General features: G+C 55.4%; 14 protein-coding genes. 7 read left to right on the plus strand and 7 right to left on the minus strand.

The genetic code is table 11. The features are described 5' to 3' along the window. Nucleotides 1–8: 8 nt before the first annotated feature. Entirely contained in the window at nt 9–1,112 is a 1,104-nt protein-coding gene (locus tag K0J45_RS16220; RefSeq protein ID WP_220043311.1) for a glucosaminidase domain-containing protein, read from the minus strand. Between the two features lie 693 nt (nt 1,113–1,805). Between K0J45_RS16220 and K0J45_RS16225 the strand changes: the two genes are divergently transcribed. The 4 genes from K0J45_RS16225 (at nt 1,806) to K0J45_RS16240 (ending at nt 8,170) form a co-directional block, all read left to right on the plus strand. Then, nucleotides 1,806–2,156, plus strand: coding sequence for a hypothetical protein (locus K0J45_RS16225; RefSeq protein ID WP_220043312.1), 351 nt, complete (start codon nt 1,806–1,808; stop codon nt 2,154–2,156). A gap of 324 nt (nt 2,157–2,480) precedes the next feature. Then, entirely contained in the window at nt 2,481–3,239 is a 759-nt protein-coding gene (locus K0J45_RS16230; protein ID WP_220043313.1) for a hypothetical protein, read from the plus strand. Between the two features lie 37 nt (nt 3,240–3,276). Then, complete coding sequence (locus K0J45_RS16235; protein ID WP_220043314.1) at nt 3,277–6,843, plus strand: zinc-dependent metalloprotease; 3,567 nt, start codon at nt 3,277–3,279, stop codon at nt 6,841–6,843. A gap of 259 nt (nt 6,844–7,102) precedes the next feature. Beyond that, the gene (locus K0J45_RS16240; RefSeq protein WP_434086941.1) at nt 7,103–8,170 is read left to right on the plus strand and encodes a diguanylate cyclase domain-containing protein; all 1,068 of its coding nucleotides are present in this window, start codon (nt 7,103–7,105) and stop codon (nt 8,168–8,170) included. Between the two features lie 60 nt (nt 8,171–8,230). On the opposite strand, the gene K0J45_RS16245 is transcribed toward K0J45_RS16240, so the two are convergent. The 3 genes from K0J45_RS16245 to K0J45_RS16255 are packed head-to-tail and all read right to left on the minus strand — an operon-like array spanning nt 8,231 to nt 10,364. Continuing rightward, nucleotides 8,231–8,956, minus strand: coding sequence for an amino acid ABC transporter ATP-binding protein (locus K0J45_RS16245; RefSeq protein ID WP_220043315.1), 726 nt, complete (start codon nt 8,954–8,956; stop codon nt 8,231–8,233). Further along, nucleotides 8,949–9,629 (minus strand): amino acid ABC transporter permease, encoded by a 681-nt coding sequence (locus K0J45_RS16250; RefSeq protein ID WP_011866961.1) that lies wholly within the window; start codon nt 9,627–9,629, stop codon nt 8,949–8,951. Before K0J45_RS16250 ends, K0J45_RS16245 begins: the two co-directional genes overlap by 8 nt. Before the next feature lie 6 nt (nt 9,630–9,635). Next, nucleotides 9,636–10,364, minus strand: coding sequence for a basic amino acid ABC transporter substrate-binding protein (locus K0J45_RS16255; protein WP_220043316.1), 729 nt, complete (start codon nt 10,362–10,364; stop codon nt 9,636–9,638). Nucleotides 10,365–10,892: 528 nt separating this feature from the next. Between K0J45_RS16255 and K0J45_RS16260 the strand changes: the two genes are divergently transcribed. The 3 genes from K0J45_RS16260 (at nt 10,893) to K0J45_RS16270 (ending at nt 13,447) form a co-directional block, all read left to right on the plus strand. Then, entirely contained in the window at nt 10,893–11,138 is a 246-nt protein-coding gene (locus tag K0J45_RS16260) for a hypothetical protein (RefSeq protein ID WP_011866963.1), read from the plus strand. 469 nt (nt 11,139–11,607) lie between these two features. Continuing rightward, on the plus strand, nt 11,608–12,324 hold the full coding sequence (locus K0J45_RS16265; RefSeq protein ID WP_220043317.1) for an oxidative stress defense protein: 717 nt from the start codon (nt 11,608–11,610) through the stop codon (nt 12,322–12,324). 124 nt (nt 12,325–12,448) lie between these two features. After that, nucleotides 12,449–13,447, plus strand: coding sequence for a WD40 repeat domain-containing protein (locus tag K0J45_RS16270; RefSeq protein WP_220043318.1), 999 nt, complete (start codon nt 12,449–12,451; stop codon nt 13,445–13,447). A 10-nt stretch (nt 13,448–13,457) separates the two neighbouring features. On the opposite strand, the gene K0J45_RS16275 is transcribed toward K0J45_RS16270, so the two are convergent. From K0J45_RS16275 to gabT, 3 genes are all read right to left on the minus strand, one after another. Then, nucleotides 13,458–14,648, minus strand: a complete 1,191-nt coding sequence (locus tag K0J45_RS16275; protein ID WP_220043319.1) for a potassium/proton antiporter — start codon at nt 14,646–14,648, stop codon at nt 13,458–13,460. Between the two features lie 149 nt (nt 14,649–14,797). Continuing rightward, nucleotides 14,798–15,562 carry a prolipoprotein diacylglyceryl transferase gene (gene lgt / locus K0J45_RS16280; RefSeq protein ID WP_011866967.1) on the minus strand — a complete coding sequence of 255 codons (765 nt, stop codon included), beginning with the start codon at nt 15,560–15,562 and terminating at the stop codon, nt 14,798–14,800. 198 nt (nt 15,563–15,760) lie between these two features. Then, nucleotides 15,761–17,041, minus strand: a complete 1,281-nt coding sequence (gene gabT, locus K0J45_RS16285) for a 4-aminobutyrate--2-oxoglutarate transaminase (protein ID WP_220043320.1) — start codon at nt 17,039–17,041, stop codon at nt 15,761–15,763. Nucleotides 17,042–17,067 lie beyond the last annotated feature (26 nt).

Raw genomic sequence — 17,067 nt, forward strand, 5'->3', positions numbered from 1 at the left:
CTGGCCATTCAATCACGGGCGTCGTCTGCGCTGATCAGGTGCAGCGGCGCCCCGTCACTCAGGTAAGCCTCATCCACCTGATCCAGACCGTTGTAGCGGATCATATGGCGTATGCCATCGATATAGGCCTGACCTCGCTCGGAATATCGCTCCAGGGTGCCCGCCAGTTCCAGGCCTGTGATAGGTTTGTTCTCGGCCCGCAGCTGCGCCCTCAGGCTTCTCAGCGACTGATAGGCGGCGTTGGTGTTGAGATTAAGCAGGTAGCCCTCCACCGAGGCCAGCGGCGTGTCGAAACGCGCCAGGCCATAGTTGCCCAACTCCTTGCGCTGGGCCTTGGGCGTCATCCCCTTACCGCTAAAATCCCACTGGCCGAAGAAGGCGTTGCCCTCGACGGTAAAGCGCGACGTCGCCCAGCCACTCTCCTCCGCCGCTTGGGCCAGCACCAGAGAGGGCGGCATGATATCGACCCTCACTAAGAGCTGCTGGCGCTGCTCCTCGGTCAGGCTGACACTTTCACCGGTCTGGCTGCCGCTCTCACCGGTCTGGCTGCCGCTCTCATCGGTTAACAGTCGATACTTACGGGCCAGAGTTAACAGCTCGGGGGCGTCCAGCGCGGCCTGGGCGATAGTCTGCCGCTCCAGCAATATCTGCTCATTGGCCACCAGGATCAGCGGCGCCATCAGACGGAAGAACACCATCTTCTTCAGCTGCACCGGGATCTGCGACGAGGTCTTCTGCCAGCGCTCACTCACTGCCTCGAAGGTGAGCCTGGGCACCTCACGATTGCCTGCCTGCCAACCCGCTTGGTTATACCCCAGACTATCGAACAGGGCGATCAGCTCATCGAGGGAGTTAAGCACCACATCCTTGGGCGCCTTGGTCGGCCTCGCCTTGGAGACAGTCTTGAAGCTGGTTTGGGTCTGCTGACTGTCAGCCGGGGTCGCCAGCTCGCTGGCGTTTGCCACCGGCGGCTCCATCCCGGCGGCGGCCAAGGCAGGAGACAGGGCACCCGACTCTTCGCTTGGGCGATACCAGAGCGCCCACAGCATCAGCAGCGAGGCGAGCAGGAGTAGCAGAGGCAATGCAATCTTGAGACGGCTATCACTAGGCATAGAGGCTCCTTTGGCAGATAAGACGATAGACATTAATCATCAATACTAATGCCTACTCTAATCCATCTTTCGATGCACGTCTTTAGCCAAGCTGTCGAGCAAGGCGCCGATCCTTCACCTATACCCATACTCAAAATTACACTCACACCCACATTCCTAGACCTTAGTATCGACACAAAACTTATTCATACTAATCATTAAAAGATCATCTACTTAATTAAATAAATCTTTTATTAACTAGAACCAGAAAAATTAAATCCTGCACAATTAAGCTCTTCCATCAAATATTTTATATTCAAAAACCTCAAAACCATATTTTTAGAGCCAGCGACAAAAGATGCACAAACTGATATCACAAATTATTTCTAATTTAGAATGACCAGGAAGCTAACACCTAGCGGTAAACAGCTAGATAATAAAAGGTTAATAAATTTTACATTAAAGACCGCAATCGAAAGATGAATGTGACAAAGACCGCAATATTGAGGTTAATGTTATTTTCATATTGAATAAAAATTATCGGTTTCATACATTGAATATTCGTCTCGAATTTAAATGTATCACTTTGTATCAAATTGGTGGTATATCAATTCTCACTTAGCTGGTTATATGTTGAAACAAGGATCTGTCACACTATCGAGCTTAAGCCTGTTACTTGGGCTACTGGTACTCACTCAGCTGAGCGGCGGCCTAATGGCAAAGCAACAAGCCGGCAGTACCAGCCAAAGCCTGAGCTGCAGCGCCATCCAGGGAGATCGCCTGGCCACCAAGGAGGTCGCCCCCGCAAGACAAGACGCAGGTTTATCTTCCTGCTGGCACTACACATATCAGCAGCTATTTCCCAGCATGCCACCGCTAAGTGGCGAGACCCACGAAAGTCAGGGCAACGGCATGACACTGACTGTTGTGATCTTCTGCCTGTTATTTCTCTCTGCCGGACTGCCTGGTTACGGGCGAACGAAATACCGCACCCCAAAATCTATTATCGAGTGCAGCTCTTTATTAATGAGCTGGATTAAACCTATTAAGGGCACTCCATCTTAGCCAACCAAAATACCATTTTGACACGCGTAGATGGATAGGACTGAGCCACTATTTATAACGCGATCAATTTTGACGGACAAACCTAGCCGCCAACCAAGCTAATTCTTTTAACTTATTTTAATTGAGGTTTATTTCATGCCTTATGCACACTCACGCCTGTCGAGTGCGACCCCGTGCGCGCCTATTTTCTTGCCCAAAACAGCCATAGGGAAAATAGCCATGTGGAAAAAGACAATTTGTAAAAAGGCCATGCGAGAAAAAACGGCGCAGCAAATAACAACATCTCTGTGCTTCATATTGGCTCTGCTGCTTTCGAATCAGGCATTGGCCGATAATGAAAACGTCGCCGCCGCCATAGACACCAAGCGCTCCCATTGGTCCGGTTATCTCAGTGCCAGCGCCGCCAGCAACACCTTCGAGCAGTCGGCCCCCAGCTCCTACCAGGCCCTCAGTGCCAGCGGCAGGATCGCCTACCGCGACACCTGGGGCAGCATACGTCTCTCCAGCGGTGGCGAGGTGGAGACGCGGCATAACCAGAGCTATTTCTACGACACCTTCTTTGAGTATCGCACCCCGTCCAAGGCTCTGGGCAATGACTGGAGCTATGTGGGCAGTGCCGGGGTCTATCTGCCTACCGGCCATACCAGCAAAGAAAACAAGTTGAGGGCCGCCCCTAGGCTGGCGGGCTATCTCTTCTACCGCCCGAACCAAGACTGGAACTTCTATCTCTCACCCCGGCTTAAATATAACGCCTATGAACATGAGATAGGCCGTCACGGCGAGCACTTCATCGAGCACAGCATCAGCCTGCTGGCCGATGCCACCTGGCAGTTCATCGACAATTGGTATCTGGATGTCAACGCCTCCTACACCATGAACAAGCCCTTTAACACCAGTCGTTACGACAACCGTTTCACCATCAGCGAAGAGATCGGCTGGTCCTTTGCCCCCACTTGGGTGGCGGCCATAGGTCACAACAACAGCGGCTATTTCTTCGACCCGGATCGCGGCCCGTCCCACAGCTTTACGCTCTACGACGACCGCAACTCAGTGTTTTATCTATCGATCACTAAATATTTATAAAAAGCACTTATAAATTAAACAACTAGGAGAGGTTTCAATGTACAAGAGCACTGTCGCCATCGCCATATTGAGCGCGATAGGATTGAGCGCCTGCGGCACAGACGAGCCGTATCAGGAGGTCAAGAAAGATGAGCGGATGATCGCCGTCAAAGACTTCAAAGATGCCACCACCAGCGGCGCCGCGGGGGATCAACTTACCTCCTCGACCACCACCGGCGAGCTGGCCAGCAAACAACCCGAGCGACTCTTTCTCTACACCCGCAGCCTGGGTGAGGCACCGCGCTACTCGGCCCCCATCCATGGTTTCTCTCAGGGAGAAGCCAAGCTGGTAACCCTGCGGATGACGGAAAACGGCATCCAGCTGCGTCAGATCGACAGAGACAACATAGGTCTGGACCACGACTCGCGCTTCGATAACGAGTACAACAAGGCCCCAGTGCTGACCATTCCCGGCGACTACATCGACTTCCAGTGCCAGGAGGATAACTGGGGCGACTGTACCAACCGCGAAGAGGAAGTCACAGATCGCAACATCACCTGGGATCAGAAGAAGTTCTTCATTCCTAAGTTTGAAGGGGCGCAGATCGCCGAGGAGAACTACACGGATCTGGTCACCTTCAAGCAGTGCACCACAGAGACAGAGTCGGCCCACCTGGTAAAAGATGGCAACTGGGAAGGCTATGAGATGGACTTGGCCAAGGGGGTAATCAACTTCGAGATCGAGCACACCTATCAGGCCAATCCCGCCTGTTTCGGCAAGTTCTTCAAGGGCAGCTTCGACAACCTCTCCTTCACCACCACGGAATATATCTCTGTCGTGGCCCTGGATAAGTTGGCCAGCAAGGACTTTGTCACCATCCCTTATAGTGAGGATGAGAACGGCACCTTCGGCTTCTTCCGCACCCAGCATGAATACCGTGACGGCAACAATGCCGATGGTAAGGATGGCTATGTGCGCCAGTACCTCAACCATTTCAACCCCAAGAAGGAGGCGATCACTTACTACTTGAGTAACAACTTCTTCGAGCCAAAGAATCAGCCCTTCTTGGACGCTGCCAAACAGAGCATTACCGCCATCAACATCCAGAACAAGCTGTTCGAAACCGGCCTGCCGGAGCTCAAGCTGGCCCAGGCCAACGAACGCAGACACGGAGACTTGCGCTACAGCAACATCACGCTGTTCGACGAGCCACTGGATAACGGCCTGGCCGGTTATGGCCCCTCTGCCGCCAACCCGCTCACCGGCGAGATCGTCAGCGGCCGGGTAGACCAATACAGCGCCAACCTGCAACAGGGCTCGACCCGCTACTACCGCAGGGTGCAGTTGGACTACAACCGCGGCATGCTAGACCCTAACTCAGTCAAAGATCTCACCGGGGTCGACTACACCCCATCACAGGAGGCGGTGGATCGCGCCAATCAGGTGGCGGCCAACAAGCTAATTGCCGAGCAGAACAGTCAGAGCCAAGATCCTATGGTGCAGCAACCGCGAACCGAGGCTCAGCCGCAGACCATCATCCCAGATCTCTCCACAGATGATGCCAGCAACGCCCCCTTCGAGGAGCTGGTCAATCAGCAGAACAAGACCGAAGCCTTCTGGGCCGAGCATAATCTGATGAGTGTGGATCAGGCCTTCGGCCTCACAGGCGGCGCCCTGCGCGAACTGCCTCGCGGCATTCAGGGCTATGAGATTGACTGGAAAGACACTCAATTCTGGGTCGATGGCATCATAGGCGGCAAGCTGAAGGATATCGAGAAGATGCCCACCAGTTTCCAGGCAGATCTTGTGACTAAGCTGGCGGCTCAGGCCTTTGCCGGTACCCTCACCCATGAGCTGGGCCACACCCTTGGCCTGAGACACAACTTCGCCGGTAGCCGGGATCAAGCCAACTTCTTCAACGAAGAGGAGATCGCCAAGTTCAGCCAGGCCTTCAGCGAGGCGGGTTACCCGCATCTGACGGTCAAGGCCGATTTCTCCAGCCAGATGGACTATAACGCTGACCGTTTCGCCACCACCTTCCAGAAATACGATCTGGCGGCGCTGCGCTTCGGCTATGGTCGTCAGGTAGAGACCCAAGATGGCAGCCTGGTATCACTCGAAGCGGCCGATGCCAAACGCCGCGAGGAGCTACGCCAGGGCAATATCACGGGCGAGATCCAATATGGCGCACTGCATCAGATAGGCAAAGAGCACGACCTGCGTTACTTCGCCTTCTGTACCGACGGCCATGTGACCCTCAACAGCAACTGTAACCGTTTCGACGCCGGCACCAACAACGACGACATAGTGCAGTACTATATCGACAGCTACCACGACAGCTATGACACCATGAACGTGCGTCATAACCGTCAGACCCTGTTCGAAGATCATATACTGCCCTACACCATCAACCGCCTGAGAGGCTTTAGCGACATACGTCAGTTCGTCGAAGACACGGCCACGGTTGAGGAGCTGTTTGCCTTCGATCAGAACGAGCTGGCCGATTTCTGCCCAGGCCATGAGAACTACTGGTTCTGCGCCTCACAAAGGGCAGTGGAAAAGGCGGCCTACACCTTCCTTACCGCGGCTGGTCTGAGCGACATCTATCTGCATGTCACCTACCGAATGAATAGCGATGACAGCCGCGCCCTGACCAAGGTGCACTCGCTGGAAGATATTCTGACTCGCCTCTATCGCCTCAATGCCGGCAAGTTGGATGAAGGCTTCGAGCTGGGTCAGATCATCACCGCCTACGAGCAAGCCCCTGAAAAATTGAAAGAGTTGCTGCTCAAGGCCGATATCGTCGAGGCTTACCAGGACCTGCTCTACGCCGATGTCAGCGCCAACAAGGGACGCCTGCTCAACGGCGTCAAGGCCCCGGCGTCTAGCCCGAACCATCCTTATGTCAACGAGCGTGATGTGCTGGGCATGTGGCCCGATAAACTGCTGGCGATGCGTCAGCTGCTGACCCGCAAGTCGCCTCGTAGCACCACGGGCCGCACCTACTACGCCCTGGCTGATTATCCTAAGGTGAAGGATCAGCTCGAAGGCATGCTGTGTCAGATGACGCTGGGCAACACGGTTCAGGAGATCAACCAGTACCTGACCAAGCCAGTGCTGAGCGACAGCTGTAAGGCGGTAGACGCCAAGTACTATGTCAACGACGTCGATTATGCCGACCAGCATATCGAGGCGCTTCCTAGCTACGCGACCTCTCTGGGCCGCTACTTCGGCTTCCCCCAGAGCAGCTATGAGATGAAGGGTAAGAGCAACCTGCTGCAGATGATGCTCAAGCAGGTGGTGCTGGCATCGCGCGACAGCGACTACCGCGGCGAAGAGAAGGCCAGAGTGTGGCGCGAGTATGTGGGCATTCATCTTGCCAGCGACGCCGTAGCCGCCAGCAAGCAGATCAGCCTACGGGGCAAAAACTATGTGGCGACCGAGGAGAACCAGCTGGCTCTCATGCTGATCGACCAGATAGACACGCTCAAGGCACTCATCGCCAGCTCACCCGAGCTGATGAAGCATCAGATGAACAGCAAAGGGGAGACCTTCCAGCAATTGGTGGTCGACCCCATCATCGCCCGCGATGAGCGAGTGATCACTTACCTGCCAGTGCTTTAAGCCAGTAGATATCGTTCAGCAATAGAAAAAGAAGCCGCTCGTCGGCTTCTTTTTTGCTTTAGGGCTAATGAGTTAGCCATGAACCTTAGCAAGTGAATTCTTGTTAAGTTTCGTAGCTCGCCTTCCAAATCTTTACCTAGCGGCCACCACGCCTGGGATGCAACATCTGTAGCAAAATGTATCATCTTGTTTAGACAGTTGTTTCACTACCCAATAATGGTTAACTTATGCCTGACAAACGTAAAGGAGAGCCCCTTCGATGGAGCCGGATGAGCAGCCATCTAATCAGTTAGCCAACGCAGAGCCATCGGCAAAGCAAAGTGCCGAGCAAACGGCCGATATAAGTGCCGAGCAAACGGCGGATCTTATCGCCGAGCTACGCGCCGAAAATGCGGCGCTCAGACGCGAGAACGCCAAGTTAACGCTGCTCAACGATCGCGCCGAAGAGAAACTCTTTGCCGCACTCGATGGCAACCGTCTCTGCCTGTGGGAGCAACATCTTCCCAGTGGCAACCTGACCATCTTCAACATGCGGTGGGGCGAACTGCTGGGCTTTAGTCGCGAAGAGCTGGCGGCCCATGTGGACAGCTGGAAACAGAATCTGCATCCGGAGGATAAGGAGTGGGTGATCAAGGCCTTCGAAGATCATGTAGAGGGCAAGTCAGACTACTATCAGGCGGTGCACCGGATGATCCACAAGGATGGCTCGGTCACTTGGGTGTCCGATCGCGGCCGTATCGTCGAGCGCAAGCCGGATGGCACGCCGCTACGCATGATGGGTACTCACATGGATATCACCCAGGAGAAGCGCTACGAGCAGGAGCTGTCTGAGCTGGCCCACTGCGACCCTCTCACCAATCTGAGTAATCGTAAGGCGATCACCCTGGCATTTGAGGAGCTGTATCAGCAAGGCACGGGCAGCATCTTCTTTATCGATCTCGATGGCTTTAAGGAACTCAACGACAAGCTGGGCCACAAGTTTGGCGACCACCTCTTGGTCCATGTAGCCCACACCCTCAGGGGCATCATAGGCACTCAGGCCCAGATCGCCCGTCTCGGCGGCGATGAGTTTTTGATTCTGCACCCCAGCCAGGACCAGACCCTGCTGAGTGAGCGAGCCCAGTCGCTGTTGGATGTCTACCGTCAGGCGATCATCTTAGAAGGCACAGAGGTCAAACTCGGCCTGAGTATCGGCATCTACTGCTTCACCCCAAGTGATGACTTTGCCAGCGCCTGCGAGTTTGCCGACGCCGCCATGTACCGGGTCAAGGCCCAGGGCAAACACGACTACCAGTTCTGGCAGGCCGAGCAAGCGGCCGAGGGCTAACCGCTATACTCACCTGAAGATTGAACTTCCCCGAAGATTTAACTTACCCTAAGATTTAACTTATCTGAGCACCTTGCTCAAGAACGCCTGGGTGCGCGGTTCCTGGGGCTGACCGAACAGCAGCGAAGGCACATTGCTCTCCACCACATAGCCACCATCCATGAAGATCACCCGGTCGGAGACATCCTTGGCAAAGCCCATCTCGTGGGTGACGATCACCATGGTCATTCCCGCCTGAGCCAGCTGCTTCATCACATCCAGAACGTCGCCCACCATCTCGGGGTCCAGCGCCGAGGTGGGCTCGTCAAATAGCATAAGCTCAGGCTTCATCGCCAGGGCGCGGGCGATGGCGACCCTCTGCTTCTGACCGCCAGACAGGCTGGCGGGATAGGCGCTCGCCTTGTCACTCAGCCCCACCTGCTCCAGCAGGCGCATCGCCTCGCTATCGGCCTCGGCCTGGGTCATCAAGCCCAGTTTCACCGGCGCCAGGGTGATGTTTTGCTGCACCGTCTTATGGGGGAAGAGGTTAAAGTTTTGAAACACCATGCCCACCTTCTGCCGCAGCTTATCGATGCAGGCATCCGGCGCGGTGATCGACTGACCATCGATCACTATCTCCCCCTGGGTGGGTTGCTCCAACAGATTGATACAGCGCAGGAAGGTACTCTTGCCGCTACCGCTGGGGCCGATGACGCTGACCACCTCGCCCCGGGCGATCGATTCGTCGATCCCCTTGAGCACCTGGTTGTCGCCGAAATATTTATGCAGATTGCTAATCTTAATCACTTTGCTTAAGCCTCTTCTCAAACTTCGACAACATAAAGGTGAAGCTATAGGTCAACGCCAGGTAGATGAGTGCACAGGTAAACAGGGGCACGCTGTCTTCGAAGGTGCGGCTACGGATGATCTCGCCTGAGCGCATCAGATCCACACCGCCGATGAAGCCTATCACCGCGGTCTCTTTTAACAGCACGATAAACTCGTTACCCAGGGCGGGAAGAATGTTCTTGATCGCCTGAGGCAGGATCACCTCCTTCATGGTCACCGCCTGCGACAGGCCGAGGGAGCGCGCCGCCTCCGTCTGCCCCTTATCTACCGCCTGTATGCCGGCGCGGATGATCTCAGAGATGTAGGCCCCGCTGTTGAGGCCGAAGGCAATGATGGCCGCGCTCACCTTGTCCACATCCCAGGTGGCCAGCACGATAAAGTAGAGGATCACCAGCTGCACCACCACTGGAGTGCCGCGTATCACGCCCACATATAGGTTGGCCGGCCAGCGCAGATACCAGCGGCTGGACATCTTCATCAATGTGGTGGCAACGCCCAGTATGGCCCCCAAGATCATGGCGAACAGGGTCACGATCAGCGTCACCTTTAAGCCATTGAGGATCAGGTAGATACCTATGAGTCCATCTTCACCTATGGGCGTAAACAGCGAGGAATTAATTGCATCTAACATGGCGACCTACTTCATGTGTTTGGCGAGCAGGGCGTCATATTGACCATTCTGCTTCATGGTCGCCAGCGTCTTGTTGATGCTGGCCAGCAGCTCGGGCTGGCTCTTGGCCACGGCGAAACCATAAAACTCTGGGGGGAAGTCCAGGCTGATAAGCTTAAGCTCAGGGTTCTTGGCCAGGTAGTTGGCGGCCGGCTCGCTGTCGAACAGCACGAGATCCACCTTGCCGTTCTTCAGCTCCATGATCGCCTCAAAGCCGGTATTGAAGGCGGTCACCGACTGGGTGTACTTCTTGGCCATCATGTCGGCGGTTGAGCCCAGCTGCACCGCGAAGTGTTTACCGGCGAGATCCGCTAGGCTGTGGATGCTGTCATCTTGCTTGTTGACCAAGACTACCTGGGTCGCCTCGTAGTAGGGCTCGGAGAAGTCGACGCTGGCCTGACGCTCTGGAGTGATGGTCATGCCCGAGGCGATCATATCTATCTTGCCGGCGTTGAGGGCCACAATCAGCGAGTCGAACTTCATGTTCTCCACCTTGAGCGTCTTACCCGCATCCTCGGCCACCTTGCGGGCCAGATCGATATCAAACCCCATCACCTGATCGCCGCTGACACCGCCCACATATTCAAAGGGCGGAAAGGCCGCATTGGTGCCTACCACCAGATAATCTTTCTCTTTACCACAGCCACTCAGCAGCAACAGGGCCGTCAAACCGGCTAACAGGATAGATTTGTTCATTATTTACTCTCTTACCAGGAATATTCGCTCAATTGGCCACGACTATAGGCAGCCCGACTCACACAGTCAATACTTATGCGATAGAAATGATTATTTAGTCATTTTGTTTGCTTTTTATTAACATAAACTTGCCTATTAGTCAGTGTAGCTCGGCCAGCCCAAAGCGGCGCCAAGCCAAACTTGCAGACTTGCACCAATGCAAGCCATGGCGGCACCAAGTTGGTGAGCCCTGTGCGCGATGTCACACTTGTCAGACGCAATCAAAAATCATTAATAACCATAAAAATCAATTAATTAATAATCTTTGAAAAAGTTGGCACAGAACTTACATATTACTTTGTAGGTAGTCATTGGGGCGGGCAGAATTGCCAAAGGTAAATGAAGCACCATCCCATAAGGAGTTGTAGATGAAACCTTGGTTAATGGCGGTCAGCCGCTTCGAAGATTGGCAGTTTATCTTTCACCTCGGCATCAGCCAGTGGGATGTCGAATAGGCTAACACGCGGATTCATCCATAAGGAGTCACAGATGAGTACAGTATCTAAGAGTATCACGCCTAAGATGGCAGAGCGGATCGTCGCCGAAGTCAAAGGAAACAACTGCCTGCTATCGGATGTCGCCAAACAGTTTGGCGTCTCCACCAAGACGGTCTACCAACTGGTTCGCCAGAGTGAGCAGCAAGGCGGGCGCGTGGGCGTGCTGCGCGCCGAGATCGACCGGCTCACCATGCAACTCAATCAGCTCATGCGTGAACTCAAGCTTATCCAGGGATAAACCTCTATTCACCACGAGCTAAGTCGAATCACCAAGAATGAAATCGATTCGCTAAGGGCTTAATCGATTTGCTAAGGGATTAATCGAATCGCCAAGGGCTAGGGAAGGCAAGATAACAAGATGGAAACAGAATAAGTGGTCTGCAGGAAGCATGTGATTTCAGGTTAGAGGGCAGCAAACATAATAGCCTAAGTCGAGGGCCAGAGACCGACGACGGGCCTGAATCGCAAAACCATTTAAAAGAGGTGTTTTACAGGTGGCACCTCTAGCGCTCCCCCAAAGGCGCTTTCGCCTGGTGATAGGCAGGATGTTCTATCACCAGGTTTTTTCTTTTAGGTGAAGCCTCTCCGACAGCCCCAAAAAAATTTTCAGTTTGTTTAACCCCTTTTCAGAAATCCTGCGTCTATATGCTCAAACAACCGATTCTTATCTACTGATTTGTCACTATTACGTGCGTTTGGAGTATTCGATGAAAAAGACCCTGATTGCCACCCTATTTGGTTCATTGGTTTTCACCGGCAACCTGCTTGCTTTACCTAACGCGGCCGCCGCAGAGCTAAACTTCCCCCATATCGAAACCGTCGGCACCAGCGAGCTGGTCGTCAAGGCCGACATGGCCGAACTAACCGTCGAGGTGGTGACTAAGGCCGACAACCCGGCCAAGGCCAAGGCGGGATCAGACAAGGCGGTCAGCGACTTCCTGGCCAGATTAGCCAAGGCGGGGATCGCACGCGAGGATGTTCAGAGCGCCAACCTGAATCTGCGTCCCGACTATCTGTACGACCCTGAGACGCGCACCAACAAGGAGATTGGCTACCTCGCCAGCCGCCAGGTGGTGGTCACACTAAGGGCACTGGACAAGCTCAACGACCTGCTCGACAGCGCGTTGCAGCAAGGGATCAACCGCATCCATCAGATCAACTTCAAATCCAGCAAGGAGGCCGAGATGATTGAACAGGCCAGGCTGATGGCGATCAAGGACGCCAAGCAGAAGGCCGCCGCCCTGGCCGAAGGCTTCGGCGAGCGTCTGGATGGCGTATGGGAGATCCGCTATCAGGCTCAGGGAGCTGTGCGCCCCATGGTGTATAAGATGAGCGCCGCAGCCCGTGGTGATGTGGCCGAGAGTTATCAGGAGGCCCAGACCAGCATCAGCGATCGCGTCGAGGTGATCTACCGCCTCAAGTAATGGCTCATAGAAGGCTTAGTCTATACAAGGCTTAGACCTTCAGGCCCGCTGGCTGACACCGGCGGGCTTTTACATGTGTTATGCTCAGCTAACTCCCAGTAACTGAGCCTTATCCGCTATCCCCATGTCCACACTCAAGCGCCTGTGCCATCTCTTAAGCCTAGCCCTGTTACTCGTCGTCCTCTCCGGCTGCTCAGATAAGCAGACAAGCCAGCCACCGCAGAGCCTCAAGCGTCTGGTGGAGGACAATCTGGTGGCTGGGCTACTGGCAGAGGATGCCAGCCTGGCCGTCACATTGAGTCGAAGTCGGGATCTCAGCGTCTGGAGCCTCCCCGAGGGCAAGCAGCGCTTTCACTGGCCGGCTACCGCCTTCGAGCATCCGGGTTATCAGCTGGCCATGTCGGGCAACAAGCGCTATCTGGCCTATGGCGGCAAACGCCAAATTACCCTGATAGATATCCAGCAGGGCAATATCCAGCTGACCTGGCAGGTCAACGGCTTTGACGACTACGCCAGCATCTCGACCCTGGCGCTCAATCAGTCGGGCAGTCGCATCGCCATCGGCATGAACGAAGGCAGCGTGATCTTGGTGGATTTCAAGGCGCAGCAGTTTTCCCTGTTTAAACAACACGACGCCGAGGTGGCCTTCCTCGCCTTTGGCGCCTCGGATGAGCGCCTGTTATCCGCCGGCCATGATGGCAAGGTGCTCTGGTGGGTTAGCGGCAACGGCGAGATAATAAAGCAATTCTCCCTGCCCCAGCGCATCACCAGCCTGGCGTTTGATGAGGCCGACCGGCGCCTCTTCTTTGCCGATAACCTGGACAATCATCAACTGCTGGCTTTCGACACTGGCGAGGCATTGAGTCAGCTGAACTACTTCGAGCGCTACCGCTATTTTCGCCGCGCCCGCTTCATTCACAGGGGCGATGAGTTGATCACCGCCACCTCGAAACAGACAATCTTTCGCTGGCAGGTCGCCACCGGCAAGGAGCTAGCGCGCTGGCAGCTCACCCCCTTCTCCATGGGCACGACCGTCATGGATATGGTGAGCTATGGTGGGCAGCTCATCACCCTCAGCTCAGACGGCGCCTTAGAGTACTGGGGATTGGGCGCTGGGAGTTAAACGCTAACCCTTAACTGTCGCTATTGAGCCCAAGCCGCTTGGCCAGAGGCTCTATGGCCGCCCCCTGCAACAGGATGGAGAAGAGCACGATAAAGAACACCAGATGCACCATCTCCACCGCCCCCTCGACGCCGGCCGCCGCCGGGATCAGCGAGAAGACGATAGGGGTCGCCCCCTTGAGACCTATGGAGGAGATAAACAGCCGCTTCTTCCAGCTCGCCTGACGAAACGGCAGGTAACAGATCTGCACCGCCAAGGGCCTGGCCACCAGCATCAGCAACGCCGCCGGGATAAGCGACAGGAAGAACACACTAAACAGGGTCTGGGGGAAGATCTGCAGCCCGAGTATGATGAACATCAGCGACTGCGCCAGCCAGGAGAGGCTGTTAAAGAAATGCCGCGTCACCTCCACGCCCCGGCGTATGCCGTTGCCCATCACCACGCCGCACACATAGGAGGCGATCAAGATATTGCCGCCGGCCAGCTCGCTGCCATAGGCCGCCAGCACGAAACTGGCGAGCACAAACACTGGGATCAGGCCATATTCCTCGAGATGTATGCTGTTCAGTGCCCACACCGCCAACTTGGCCACCACGAAGGCGACGCCTATCCCTAAGGCGATCTGCAAGCCTAGCATCTGGCCTATCGCCCAGGGCGATACCGGCGCATCCGGTGCCAGAGCGATACCTGTAAGTATCATCACCATCACCAAGGCGACCGGGTCGTTGGTGGCCGACTCGAACTCCAACACAGTATCCGTGCGCTCCTTGAGCTTGAGCTTCTTCGACTCCAGAATCGAGAACACGGCCGCGGCATCGGTCGAGGAGACCACGGCGGCAAACAGCAGGCAGATCACTAGGCTCCAGTCGGTCAATGGATAGAGGAGCGCGCCCAGAATAAGCGTGGTCAGCAGCACCCCGAAGGTTGCCAGCACCCCGCCCTCCTTGTAGGCCAGCTTGATGCTCTCCGTCTTGGTATTAATGCCGCCGACGAAGACGATCATGTTTAGGGCGACCGCCCCGACCGTGGAGGTCAGGGTGAGGTTATCGTAGACAAAATTAAACTCGCCATTGCCCAGGCTCAGGCCCACGCCCATGAAGATCAACAGACTGGGCAACCCCAGGGTCTTTGAGGGGTGATGCAACAGGATCCCCACGGCAATCAGCGCGGCGATCCCTAACAAGATAACCTGGTAGGACATAGGTCTCCTTCTGGCAGATGAATAGGCTGGGACAATCAGATTTGCCCCCCTATTTTAGCAGAGGATCTATTAATTGGAGATGAGTTAAATGATTGATTAACTGTTTTTAATTGAAAAAAAAGCCCGAACTGAGTCGGGCTTACTTATCGCTATTTGGCCTTGGATGCCAGATAGGGTTTCACCAGCAGGAAGACCCCCACCAGCAGGAAAGGAATACTCAGCATCTGACCGGCGCTCATGGTCCAGTCCTGGGCATACGCCGCCTGCTTCACCTTGACGAACTCTATGGCAAAACGGGCACTGAACACCCACACCAGGAAGAGGCCGAACAGGGCGCCCTGCTTCTGCTTCATCTCTGTGGTCTTGTAGATAGCCCAAAGGGCGATGAAGATGCTCAGGTAGGCCAGCGCCTCATACAGCTGGGCCGGATGGCGCGGCAACATGTCCACCCGCTCGAAGACGATGGCCCAGGGCTTGTCGCTCGGCACCCCGAGGATCTCAGAATTGACGAAGTTGGCCATGCGCACGAAGAAGCCGAAGATGGCCGTGGCGATCGCCAGCCGATCAAGCAGGAAGAGGAAAGGTAGCTTCATCTTGCGATGATAATAGTAGAGCGCCAGGATCGCTCCCAGGCCACCGCCATGGCTGGCCAGTCCGCCTTCCCAGATCGCCAGAATCTTAGCCGGGTGCGCAAAGTAGTAGCTAGGATCATAAAACAACACATGGGCCAGACGCGCCCCCACCACTATGCCGATAACGCAATAGATCAAGAGGTTATCTAGTGACTCCACATCCAGGCCTTCGCGCACATAGATGCGTTTCATTACCTGAAAGCCCGCGAAGATCGCGCTAGCAAACAGGACGCCATACCAATGTATCGTCAGCCCCATGAAAGAGACCAACACAGGGTCCATATTCCAAATAAAGTGATCCAAAAACCTAAACTCCCTCGCCTGAGGCCGACTGGCCTGGTGAATAACGCTGCTGACAGGCAGTTTTACGCGCTTCGACTTGGTTATTCAAGGTCTTGTGGCGATTTTCAACATGCAGATACAAAAAAGCCCGGAAGAAATCTTCCAGGCTTTTGGCTATTTATTTCAAACAAGCGCGATTTAGTCCACCAGGCTCTCGAACAGCGTCTTAAACTTGGCCAGCCCCTCGGCTATGATCTCATCGCTGATGGTCAACGCCGGCAGGAAGCGGATCACATTGCCATAGAAGCCACAGGCCAGCAGCACCAAACCATGGGCCGCGGCGTTGGCGATGATTGCCTGGGTCAATGCCGTGTTGGGCTGCTCACTGTCACCGTCGATCACCAACTCCATGGCGATCATGGCGCCTTGATTGCGCACCTCGCCAATCAGCTGTGGATATTGCTCCTTGAGGGCAGAGAGCGCCTGATTGAAGCTGTCGCCTATCTTAACGGCGCGCTCCACCAGCTGCTCCTCTTGCATCACCTCGAGTACCGCCAGCGCCGCCACACAGCCCACGGGAGAACCGCCATAGGTGCCACCAAGGCCGCCCGGCAGCGGCGCGTCCATGATCTCGCTCTTACCCACCACGGCCGCGAGCGGGAAGCCACCGGCGATCCCCTTGGCCATGGTCATCAGATCCGGCTCGACGCCCGCGTGTTCGCAGCTAAACATCTTGCCGGTGCGGCCGAAACCTGTCTGGATCTCATCCATCACCAGCACGATACCATGCTGGTCACACAGCGCCCTGAGGGCCTGTAAGAACTCTGGCGGCGCGGCGTAGAAACCGCCCTCACCCTGCACAGGCTCGACCACGATCGCCGCCACATCACAAGGAGCGATATCCACCTTAAACAGATGCTCGATCGCCTTGAGGGAGTCTTTCACGCTCACGCCATGGAAGGCCACCGGATAGGGCGCGTGGAAGATATCCCCAGCGAAGGGGCCAAACTGATGCTTGTAGGGGGTGATCTTACCCGTCAGCGCCATGGTCAGGTTAGTGCGGCCATGGAAGCCGCCGTTGAAGGCGATCACGCCGCGACGCCCTGTGTGGGCCCTGGCGATCTTGACGCAGTTTTCCACCGCCTCGGCGCCCGTGGTCACGAAGATCGCCTTCTTGTCGCTACCGCCGGGGGCAATGCGATTAAGCTGCTCCGCCAGGGCTACCGCCGACTCATAAGGGTTCACCATCACACAGGTGTGGCTAAAATTATCCAGCTGCGCCTTCACCGCCGCCACCACCTTGGGATGACTATGGCCAGTGTTACATACGGCGATCCCTGTACCGAAGTCGATGTAGCGCTTGCCCTCGACATCCCACAGCTCGGCGTTTAACGCCCGCTCCACATAGACGGGATAGGCGTTACCTTGTCCCCTGGCGATCGCCTGTACCTTACGCGCCTGTAATTCTGCGTTGCTCATCGTCTCTATCCTTCCGTTTACTTATC

It is taken from the genome of Shewanella alkalitolerans (genome assembly GCF_019457575.1).
GTDB classification, from domain to species: domain Bacteria; phylum Pseudomonadota; class Gammaproteobacteria; order Enterobacterales; family Shewanellaceae; genus Shewanella; species Shewanella loihica.

Bases quoted from the DNA above. Each gene is read 5' to 3' on its own strand.
- K0J45_RS16220 (WP_220043311.1), bottom strand. From the start codon at position 1,112: ATGCCTAGTGATAGCCGTCTCAAGATTGCATTGCCTCTGCTACTCCTG.
- K0J45_RS16225 (WP_220043312.1), top strand. From the start codon at position 1,806: ATGGCAAAGCAACAAGCCGGCAGTACCAGCCAAAGCCTGAGCTGCAGC.
- K0J45_RS16235 (WP_220043314.1), top strand. From the start codon at position 3,277: ATGTACAAGAGCACTGTCGCCATCGCCATATTGAGCGCGATAGGATTG.
- K0J45_RS16240 (WP_434086941.1), top strand. From the start codon at position 7,103: ATGGAGCCGGATGAGCAGCCATCTAATCAGTTAGCCAACGCAGAGCCA.
- K0J45_RS16250 (WP_011866961.1), bottom strand. From the start codon at position 9,629: ATGTTAGATGCAATTAATTCCTCGCTGTTTACGCCCATAGGTGAAGAT.
- K0J45_RS16255 (WP_220043316.1), bottom strand. From the start codon at position 10,364: ATGAACAAATCTATCCTGTTAGCCGGTTTGACGGCCCTGTTGCTGCTG.
- K0J45_RS16260 (WP_011866963.1), top strand. From the start codon at position 10,893: ATGAGTACAGTATCTAAGAGTATCACGCCTAAGATGGCAGAGCGGATC.
- K0J45_RS16265 (WP_220043317.1), top strand. From the start codon at position 11,608: ATGAAAAAGACCCTGATTGCCACCCTATTTGGTTCATTGGTTTTCACC.
- K0J45_RS16270 (WP_220043318.1), top strand. From the start codon at position 12,449: ATGTCCACACTCAAGCGCCTGTGCCATCTCTTAAGCCTAGCCCTGTTA.
- K0J45_RS16275 (WP_220043319.1), bottom strand. From the start codon at position 14,648: ATGTCCTACCAGGTTATCTTGTTAGGGATCGCCGCGCTGATTGCCGTG.
- lgt (WP_011866967.1), bottom strand. From the start codon at position 15,562: ATGGACCCTGTGTTGGTCTCTTTCATGGGGCTGACGATACATTGGTAT.
- gabT (WP_220043320.1), bottom strand. From the start codon at position 17,041: ATGAGCAACGCAGAATTACAGGCGCGTAAGGTACAGGCGATCGCCAGG.